Here is an 8,466-nt window from a genome sequence, read left to right on the forward strand (position 1 = left end):
TAAAGGTTTTAGAGATGCAATAAACAGTGTTTTCCCAAATACCATAGTACAACTTTGTATAGTACATATGGTTCGTAATTCTTTAAAGTACGTTTCTTACAAAAATCTTAAAGAAGTAGCAGCTGACTTAAAACAAATCTATACAGCAAGTAATGAGAATATGGCTAATTTAGCATTAGAAGAGTTTGCTAAAAAATGGGATAGTAAATACCCAGTTATTTCTGATATATGGAGACGTAATTGGAGTGGTATAGTACCTTTCTTTGCTTTCCCTAAAGAGATTAGAAAGGTAATCTATACTACCAATACTATAGAATCGGTAAATCGACAAATCCGTAAAATTATCAAAAATAAAGGGGTTTTCCCAGATGATAAATCTATCACAAAAATTGTCTACTTAGCTCTTAAAAATGCTGCAAAAAAGTGGACTATGCCTATTAAAGAATGGTCTCTTGCTTTGAATCAATTTGAGATACTATGTGGAGATTTTAAATATGAATTATTAGAAAATGATTTTTAACTAACTTACACAAAAATTATGATTGACTCCGGAAAGATTATCTCAATGTTCTAAACAACAAATAAGGCATAAAGCCTATCTTACCTTTCGGGAGCCGGATGCGGTAGCTCTGCATGTCCGGTTCTGAGGAGGGGCCTAATTGAGCGATTGGTTAGGTCTACTCACACATGTAGTAAACTAGTAATAATAATATCAGCTGTGAAAAATTTTGTTTCTTTATAAGCTGTAAACTCTGCTACCATAATCGCCATTTCGATTGGATGCGAATAATATGGATCGCCCGACTGACGCATTTGTGAGTCGTGATATTTACGAGTATAGAAAATGCCTTTTTTAACTTCTTCTATATCGACGGGGTTTTTTGCTTTAGTGTTTAAATATTCAAGTTTATCAAGTAGTTTCTTATCATAAACGTCAAACTTTTCTTTCCAAGAGTTTATATCTTCCATAAAAAGTTATTTTTTATTAGACTTATTGCATAACGTAGTTAATAAAAAGGCATTTGAAGGAAACACGAAGCACAGAACTGTAGCGTACACTATAGTACGTGAGGATTTGAGCATCGGATTGACGTACAAATTACCTTTAGAAACAAGTTATACAATAAGTCTATTGTTATTAATAATAGTTAATTATAATTAAAGCAAAAATTAAAAATTGCAGTAACAAAATAATTTTTTTAACTTTAAATATATTAATAACTATTGGTTACCTTATATTTAAACAACTTCATTCTATTTTGTTATTTGCCTTTTTTATTAAGCTTTTTTTCTGCATTCCCTGCTGTTGCGGGGATGATATCGAAGGTTTTTTAAAAATTGTCCGGTACTATACATGGTGGTACCGCTACCCAATTAAAGGCATTTCATCATTGGAAGTGTAGCCACCAGCTAAAAAAGTTACAGTTTATTAAATTATATTACTTTTGCTTTAGATTACATTTGAGAATATTTAATTTATGTTTTAACTTATATAAATATCTTATAATTTTTTTAAAAATAAATACTCATCTAGCTTCGCTTCCTAGTAAAGTATAAAGTCAGAATAAATTATTATTTTTGTTGTCAGAGTATGATTTAATTATAATTGTAATGGCAATAACATTTATAGTTATGTTTGGCTTATTAGTGCGTAATATGGAGTCTTATCATGAAAGATCAATTTACGTTGCTAATTAGACCATATTTTCCATTCACTGCAACATAAATTTCGTACTATTCTCAAACCATATCTAACTTCATTACTTAAATATATTAGAAGAGATTATCAGTATAATCTCATAAAAATAAAATATAAGTTGAAAAAAAATATGAAAAATTTAGTAATTTATTAATAATTCTAAAAATAGAAATACAGAATTAGAAAAATATTATTAATTTAAAACAAGAGTTTAATATGAGAGAAGTAGCACAAGAGTTAAAGACGAGAGAAGATTTAAAACGTCCTTTGGAATAAATACTGTGACCTAGCATAGATGATGTTAAGAAAGATGATTCTCCCAAAAGACAAAAAATTGACCTCAGTCGAAATGATTTATTGTTGCAGAAAATTAATAATAATGATTCTGAAATTGTTCGTGTAGAACTACCTTATGAAGAAGATAGTAGTTTTTTGTCAATTGTAATTAAAACTTTAGAGAAAAATACTGTAGTAAAAGAAATTGATTTATATAGCAGCAACCTTAGTAACGATGATATAAAAAATCTAAGTAAAATTGTAAAGTTAAATCAAAGATCGCATTTAAACCTGAATTCTACTTCTTTAGATAGTGAAAAAATAAAAATTCTTATTGATGCTTTAGCAGATAATACCTATCTTGAATATTTATCTTTAAATTCTATTTCGCTGAAAATAGAATATTAATAGATGCTATTAAAAACCACTCTAATTTAAGTTCTTTAGCATTAGGTAGTAGTGAAGTAGGAAATAAAGGAGCAGCAATTATTAGTGAGTTGTTTTATTCAAAACTACCGTTAAAATCCTTAGATATAGGACAAATGAATATTACTGCCGAAGGGATAGACGTTATCGCAAATAATATTAGCAGTGCAAAATTAATGTCGTTAAATTTAGGGTATAATAACCTTAGAAACGAGGGAGTCATAAAATTACTGCATGCTTTAATGGCTAATCAATATATTAAAAATATATTAAAGAATTAATATTAAATGAAACAAGAATCTCCGAAAAAAGTGCAGAAGTAATTGAAGGTTTTTTAACCTTAACATCTATTGATACTTTCGATTTAAAACAAATAACTTAGGAGATGGAATAAAATATATAATATAGCATCTGCTTTAAAATTAAATCCATGGTTAAAAACTCTAAATCTTAATAACAATAATTTAACCCATAATGATATAAAAGAACTTACTACTGCATTAACCGAAAATAAAGAGTTAGAAACTTTACTAATAAGCAATAATATTGAAATAGGAGATCTAGGTTTTGAAGCAATAGCGAACATGCTACAAAAAAACAATTCTCTAAAAAAATTAGCGCTTATGAACATTAAATTAGGAGATATAAGAGATAATAACATAACCAATTTAGGTGCGGAAAGCTTAAAAAGCATTCCAGGTAACATGACGATTTTAGTAGACGGTAATGATATTGATAATTCAATATTTGAGAAGAGCGTTGAGGTTTTAGGAGAAAATAATTAAAATTATCAGTTTAGAAGGTAAAAATCTAGAACACTTAAAAGATACACCGCTTTATAATGAGAATCGTGCACAATATATGACGAGCGTAATTAATGAGATGCGTGGTAAAGGATATAATGTAATTGCAAGTGTCGGCTCTAGTCATCTGATTAATTTAGAGAAAAACTTAGAAAACAGTAAAAAACATGATATAGGATTTAGTTACATACCTAGAACAATACTACAGAAAGCTTTAAATATTGGAAGTGCCATTCCAACAGGAATGGTTAAAATAAGAGCAAGTACTAAAGGTAATAGTATGGTACAACGGAAAGCTTTAAACGATCAGTCAAAAAGAAACATCTCACACTGGGAGATAACTCTATATAGAAGCAAAATCTTTATTTCCCGGGAATAAATGTGTTTCTTTCTTGCTTAAATCTCACTTGGTAAAGCTAAATCCACCTCAAAATATAGTCCGTTCCAGCTTACGGCATTTAACTAAGCCTTTAAGTTCTTTATCCTTTACCTAGGTAATTGTGTTTAAGAAGTCAAGATAAGAGCTAACTTTTTGGCTTTTCCTTTTTCTACAAGTCTTTTATAAAAAGGTTTAACTGCAGAATTATATCTTACAGACGTAACAGTTACCATATATAATGCTGCCCGCATCGTTTTTTTACCACCTTTAGTTTTTGCTAACCTAACACTTAAACCTGAAAAGCTTGATTTTATGCTGCGTCCACCGTTTAATTCATTCATAAAAGTGAAAGAAATTGAAAAATGGCGCACCCGAGAGGAGTCGAACCCCTAACCTTATGATCCGTAGTCATATACTCTATCCAATTGAGCTACGGGTGCTAAGTTTAAAGTACTTATTTCTAAGCCTTATTTCTTGTTGCTAACATACGAAGAAGCATATATAAAAGCATAGCATTTGTCAAGAAACATAGAGTGTTCTTATGTTTCTCTGAATAATAAAATATAAAAAATTATAATTAATAGTCGAATTATCATATTATATATTGTATATAGAGGTTCATAAATTGATATGAGAAAAAAATGAATAAAATAAAATTAATCATAATTTACTTACTTTGGATTAATATGACTGCACAAGCAGACAACATATCAGAAAGTGCTAAAAAAAATTTAGCAGTAATTAACTCTTTAAATGTTGAGGAAAAGTGGCAGAAAGGTAATGTAATAAATTGTAAGTCGGGAGAAACTTTATTAGAAGAAACAGAAAAATATAATTCTCCTAAGTTAAAGCGTTTGACTCATTGTAGTTGTTTTGCGTATGCTGCTAGTGCGGCCTTGGGGCTGCAAAATCAGTCTCTAATTCCTCATCCTGAAAGCGATAAAGAAATTTATACCTACTTTATCAAATAAGCAAGCTGAGTGGCTTGAAACAGACGAAGAACGGATGGCATTTTGTTAAAGCAGGAAATCGTGATAATAGTTTTATTCAAGCACAAAAATTTGCTAATCAAGGATATTTTGTTGTATCCGTATATAAAAATGCTAATCCAAAAAGAGCAGGGCATATTGCCGTTGTAGTACCAAGTAGTAAGGATATAGAGAAAATAAAAAATGAAGGACTGGACACGGCTCAAGCCGGTAATATTAATTTTTCCTGTAGCTCTTTGAAAAAGGGTTTTAGGAATAAAAAAGATGCATTTAAAAACAACGAAATAAAATTTTATTATTATAAAATATAACAGATATCAGTAAGGTAACCGGACAGTTTTTATTCTATGTCATTCCCGTGGGGCATTGCCTGTGTGGATCGATTTCCTGTTATCATACCGTGGCTTGAGCACGGAAATATGATAAAAAAATACTAGTATTTTTAACTGGACCCAGCAGGTACAGCCTACGGGGTGACAATGGTGGAATCGATCTACGCAGGCAATGTCTTCTTGCAGCAGCGGGCCCCCCAGTGTTTTAAGTTATTTTTTTGGATACTGTGGTCAAACCACGGTATGACACAGTGGATTTTACTGATTCACGCAACAATTTCTTGCGGGAATGATGCCGATTTATGCAACAACGTCCCTGGTTTGCAGGAATGACATAATCAGCTTTTTTAGTTATTGGCTATTTTAGAGAGTTATGCAACAGCATCTACCCATGAAATTTCTATGCTACCGGCTAGATCCACTTGAGGAGTTTCGCTGTAGCTTGGTAAGTTATCATACACGAGATGAGATAAGCCGGCTATTCCGTTTACTATCCCTGCTGTATTTTCATAAGCAAATTTTGCTGCTTCTATGCCTGTATAAGTCGTATTTTTTAATAACTCAAATGTGTTCTTCGGCGAATATGCAAGAGCTGCTCCAACACAAATCCCCATAGCAACTTTAGGATGAACATAAAATCTCCATGCAGCCGTTGATATTGCTGCTTTTACAAATATTCGCATGATAATCTAATATATCAAGTATTGACAAAGTACTTACATTATTTATAACATTGAGAATGTTTGTATTATGAGTATCAAACTAGATTCTTACGAACAAGATATTGAAGATAATTTTGAAAAGCAGCAAAAAATTGATGATAGAAGTGAAATAGCTTTGTTTCAAAAATTTGCAAAAGCACATCTTAGTAAAAAAAGATCTGTTACTATTAGGATTGAAGAACATGATATAGAAGCAATAAAAATTAAAGCTTCTAAGCATGGTTTGCCTTATCAGACCTATCTTAATATGCTAATTCATTCAGACGCTACTATAAATATTATGACCAAGTATAGATATAATCATGAAAAGAACGTTAAGTTATTGCATGAGCGTAGTATAGGTTTTGAAGAAATAATACAGTCGATTGCTGACGGTAATTTATTAGAGATTAAATTACATCATAATCAAGAGAAATATAAAGGTCAAAAAATTTTATATGTTCGAATGATTGCGTAAGTATATGCAGTACTTTATATAAAAGGTGATAAAGATGCTATTTTCCTTAACACTTTATTTCCTAGCAGAAAAGTAAAAAAGGAATTTTTAGAAAATAAGAAATAATATATGCGTTTTATAGAAGAGTTTATAAATAAAGGATATTTCCATCAATGTACCGATTTGGATCGGTTAACTGCTATAACGAAAGAAACAAAAATAGCTGCGTATATAGGCTTTGACTGTACTGCTACATCGCTCCACATCGGTAGTTTAATGCAGATAATGATTCTGCGATTGCTTCAGCAACACGGGCATAAGCCTATTGTAATTATCGGCGGCGGTACGAGTAAAATCGGTGATCCTACTTGGAAAGACGAAGTGCGCAAAATTTTAAGCAAAGAAGATATAGCTAAAAATGCCGAAGGTATTAAAAAATCTTTGTCGAAGTTTATCAAATTCGGTGACGGTAAAAGTGATGCTATTATGCTGGATAACGCAGAGTGGTTAGATTCGTTAAATTATCTAGATTTTCTACGGGATTTCGGTAGCTATTTCTCGGTAAACCGTATGCTGACTATGGATTCGGTAAAACTAAGGCTTGAGCGTGAGCAGCATTTAAGCTTCTTAGAATTTAACTATATGTTATTGCAAGCCTATGATTTTTACTATTTAAGCAAGCATTACAATTGCAGCTTGCAGCTTGGCGGTAGTGATCAGTGGGGCAATATCGTAATGGGAGCGGATTTAATTCGTAAAATAAGCGGCAAAGAAGTATTCGGTATGACGACACCGCTACTTACGACTAGCTCCGGTGCTAAGATGGGCAAGACTGCTGCGGGAGCGGTATGGCTTAATGAAGATTTGCTAAGCCCGTATGATTATTACCAATATTGGCGTAACTGCGAAGATGCCGACATAGTTAGATTTGCCAAATTATATAGCGAGTTCACTCAAGAAGAGTTTAATAGGTTTGAGAGTTTAGCAGCAGAAGATATTAATGCAGCTAAAAAACAGCTTGCTTATGAGCTAACTAAGCTTTGTCACTCGGAGCAGGCAGCAAAGTCAGCTCTAGAAACTGCAGTAAAGATATTTGAAGAAGGACAAATCGATGAGAATTTACCTACCGTTGTTTTAGAGCAGGAAGTATTACAAGCAGGTATTAGTGCATATGAATTATTTCATGAAGCAGGGTTTGCTACTTCTAAATCTGAAGCACGCAAGCTTATAAGAGGGAATGGTGCTAAGATAAATGATAGATTAGTCGAAGATGAAAATATGATAATTAACACTAATTTCTTACTCGATAAAAATGTTATAAAGCTCTCTGCCGGTAAGAAAAGACATATATTGGTTAGGGTTTGAATATTTTTCTAGATTACCGTGTTCCCTTCAGTTGCAGAATTATTGTATGGCTCAAATATATTATGTCTAATTGAAACTGTAACTTTCAATTAGACAAATTGTATATTTTCTATCTAATGGGCCCTTATAACATAAGTTAAATTCAAATTTAAACAGTAATGACTAAAATAAGGCTTGATGAATATTTGCTGCAAAAAGGTTTTGTAACAGATATTACCATAGCACGAAGTTTGATTATCCAAGGTAAAGTACATAATATGTAATAGTTGAGATTTTATCTTACATTTAGTAAAATAAATTAATTATTAAATGGAGATAAAGAATGCACTTAAATCAAAAAATAATAAAGCCAAAAATAGGATTACTAGAACTTGCTAAGAGCCTTGGTAGTATATCATCAGCATGTAAAGCGATGGGATATAGTAGAGACAGTTATTACAGATTTAAAGAACTGTATGAAACTGGTGGCGAAGAAGCGTTATATGAAATTAGTCGCAGAAAGCCAATAATAGCCAATAGAGTTGATCCAGCGATAGAGAAGGCAGTAATGGATATGGCAATAGAATATCCAGCATATGGTCAGCTAAGAGTATCAAATGAGCTTAAGAAGAGTGGAATACTTGTATCACCTGGAGGAGTGAGATCAATTTGGTTACGTAATGATTTAAACAATATCAGTAAAAGGCTTAAAGCATTAGAAGCAAAAATGGCTCAGGATGGTATTGTTCTTACTGAGGCTCAGTTACAAGTACTAGAGAAGCGTCGTAATGAAAAAGAAGCACATGGAGAAATTGAAACGCAGCATCCAGGTTATCTAGGATGTCAGGATACATACTATGTAGGTAATTTTAAAGGTATCGGTAAGGTTTATTCTCAGGTATTTATTGATAGCTATACTAGGGTAGCAGATGCTAAACTATATACTGATAAAACAGCTCTTACTGCTGCTGATATGCTGAATGACCGCGTGTTACCATGGTACGAGACCCAAGGAATACCAATACTTCGTATTCTTACAGACCGTGGGTCAGAATATAAG

At 32.0% G+C, this 8,466-nt stretch carries 9 protein-coding genes, 1 tRNA gene and 5 pseudogenes; 11 read left to right on the top strand and 4 right to left on the bottom strand.

What is annotated here, in order from left to right; all coding sequences use genetic code 11:
* Positions 1–520, top strand: a 520-nt coding sequence (locus RAT170B_RS07355; protein WP_045806036.1) for an IS256 family transposase, incomplete at its 5' end; no start/stop codon positions are given.
* Between the two features lie 167 nt (positions 521–687).
* Here RAT170B_RS07355 and RAT170B_RS07360 read toward each other — a convergent pair.
* A pseudogene (locus tag RAT170B_RS07360) lies at positions 688–969 on the bottom strand (bifunctional (p)ppGpp synthetase/guanosine-3',5'-bis(diphosphate) 3'-pyrophosphohydrolase); the annotation flags it as partial.
* Positions 970–2,032: 1,063 nt separating this feature from the next.
* On the opposite strand from RAT170B_RS07360, the pseudogene RAT170B_RS12305 reads away from it, so the two are divergent.
* The 3 genes and pseudogenes from RAT170B_RS12305 (at position 2,033) to RAT170B_RS07380 (ending at position 3,583) form a co-directional block, all read left to right on the top strand.
* Positions 2,033–2,769 (top strand): annotated as a pseudogene (locus tag RAT170B_RS12305) (hypothetical protein).
* Positions 2,770–2,985: 216 nt separating this feature from the next.
* Positions 2,986–3,186, top strand: a complete 201-nt coding sequence (locus tag RAT170B_RS07375) for a hypothetical protein (protein ID WP_014014475.1) — start codon at positions 2,986–2,988, stop codon at positions 3,184–3,186.
* Between the two features lie 76 nt (positions 3,187–3,262).
* Positions 3,263–3,583, top strand: coding sequence for a hypothetical protein (locus RAT170B_RS07380; RefSeq protein WP_261368788.1), 321 nt, complete (start codon positions 3,263–3,265; stop codon positions 3,581–3,583).
* Between the two features lie 125 nt (positions 3,584–3,708).
* Here RAT170B_RS07380 and RAT170B_RS07385 read toward each other — a convergent pair whose 3' ends face one another.
* Together RAT170B_RS07385 and RAT170B_RS07390 are read right to left on the bottom strand one after the other, a co-directional pair.
* Positions 3,709–3,924 (bottom strand): hypothetical protein, encoded by a 216-nt coding sequence (locus RAT170B_RS07385; RefSeq protein WP_045806038.1) that lies wholly within the window; start codon positions 3,922–3,924, stop codon positions 3,709–3,711.
* A 22-nt stretch (positions 3,925–3,946) separates the two neighbouring features.
* Positions 3,947–4,023, bottom strand: a tRNA-Arg gene (locus RAT170B_RS07390).
* Positions 4,024–4,224: 201 nt separating this feature from the next.
* Here RAT170B_RS07390 and RAT170B_RS11900 point away from each other — a divergent pair.
* Together RAT170B_RS11900 and RAT170B_RS11905 are read left to right on the top strand one after the other, a co-directional pair.
* Positions 4,225–4,554: a hypothetical protein gene (locus tag RAT170B_RS11900; protein WP_232048080.1), complete on the top strand. Its 330-nt coding sequence runs from the start codon at positions 4,225–4,227 to the stop codon at positions 4,552–4,554.
* Positions 4,555–4,568: 14 nt separating this feature from the next.
* Positions 4,569–4,883, top strand: a complete 315-nt coding sequence (locus tag RAT170B_RS11905; RefSeq protein WP_261368789.1) for a hypothetical protein — start codon at positions 4,569–4,571, stop codon at positions 4,881–4,883.
* Between the two features lie 392 nt (positions 4,884–5,275).
* Here RAT170B_RS11905 and RAT170B_RS07400 read toward each other — a convergent pair whose 3' ends face one another.
* Positions 5,276–5,587 carry a hypothetical protein gene (locus tag RAT170B_RS07400; RefSeq protein WP_045806039.1) on the bottom strand — a complete coding sequence of 104 codons (312 nt, stop codon included), beginning with the start codon at positions 5,585–5,587 and terminating at the stop codon, positions 5,276–5,278.
* Between the two features lie 67 nt (positions 5,588–5,654).
* Between RAT170B_RS07400 and RAT170B_RS07405 the strand changes: the two are divergent.
* The 5 genes and pseudogenes from RAT170B_RS07405 to RAT170B_RS07415 all read left to right on the top strand — a co-directional run.
* Positions 5,655–5,897, top strand: a pseudogene (locus tag RAT170B_RS07405) (CopG family antitoxin); the annotation flags it as partial.
* A 9-nt stretch (positions 5,898–5,906) separates the two neighbouring features.
* A pseudogene (locus tag RAT170B_RS10095) lies at positions 5,907–6,188 on the top strand (hypothetical protein).
* Between the two features lie 3 nt (positions 6,189–6,191).
* A complete protein-coding gene (tyrS, locus tag RAT170B_RS07410; RefSeq protein WP_014014468.1) occupies positions 6,192–7,427 on the top strand; it encodes a tyrosine--tRNA ligase in 1,236 nt (411 codons plus the stop codon).
* A gap of 158 nt (positions 7,428–7,585) precedes the next feature.
* Positions 7,586–7,684: pseudogene (locus tag RAT170B_RS10100) on the top strand (TlyA family rRNA (cytidine-2'-O)-methyltransferase); the annotation flags it as partial.
* Positions 7,685–7,749: 65 nt separating this feature from the next.
* The coding region (locus tag RAT170B_RS07415; RefSeq protein ID WP_045806040.1) for an IS481 family transposase at positions 7,750–8,466 on the top strand (717 nt) is incomplete at its 3' end.

This window comes from Rickettsia argasii T170-B, from assembly GCF_000965185.1.
Classification (GTDB): domain Bacteria; phylum Pseudomonadota; class Alphaproteobacteria; order Rickettsiales; family Rickettsiaceae; genus Rickettsia; species Rickettsia rickettsii.

What these genes read in the sequence shown, in the direction of transcription:
- RAT170B_RS07375 (WP_014014475.1), top strand. Translation starts at nt 2,986, where the DNA reads ATGCTACAAAAAAACAATTCTCTAAAAAAATTAGCGCTTATGAACATT.
- RAT170B_RS07380 (WP_261368788.1), top strand. Translation starts at nt 3,263, where the DNA reads ATGACGAGCGTAATTAATGAGATGCGTGGTAAAGGATATAATGTAATT.
- RAT170B_RS07385 (WP_045806038.1), bottom strand. Translation starts at nt 3,924, where the DNA reads ATGAATGAATTAAACGGTGGACGCAGCATAAAATCAAGCTTTTCAGGT.
- RAT170B_RS11900 (WP_232048080.1), top strand. Translation starts at nt 4,225, where the DNA reads ATGAATAAAATAAAATTAATCATAATTTACTTACTTTGGATTAATATG.
- RAT170B_RS07400 (WP_045806039.1), bottom strand. Translation starts at nt 5,587, where the DNA reads ATGCGAATATTTGTAAAAGCAGCAATATCAACGGCTGCATGGAGATTT.
- tyrS (WP_014014468.1), top strand. Translation starts at nt 6,192, where the DNA reads ATGCGTTTTATAGAAGAGTTTATAAATAAAGGATATTTCCATCAATGT.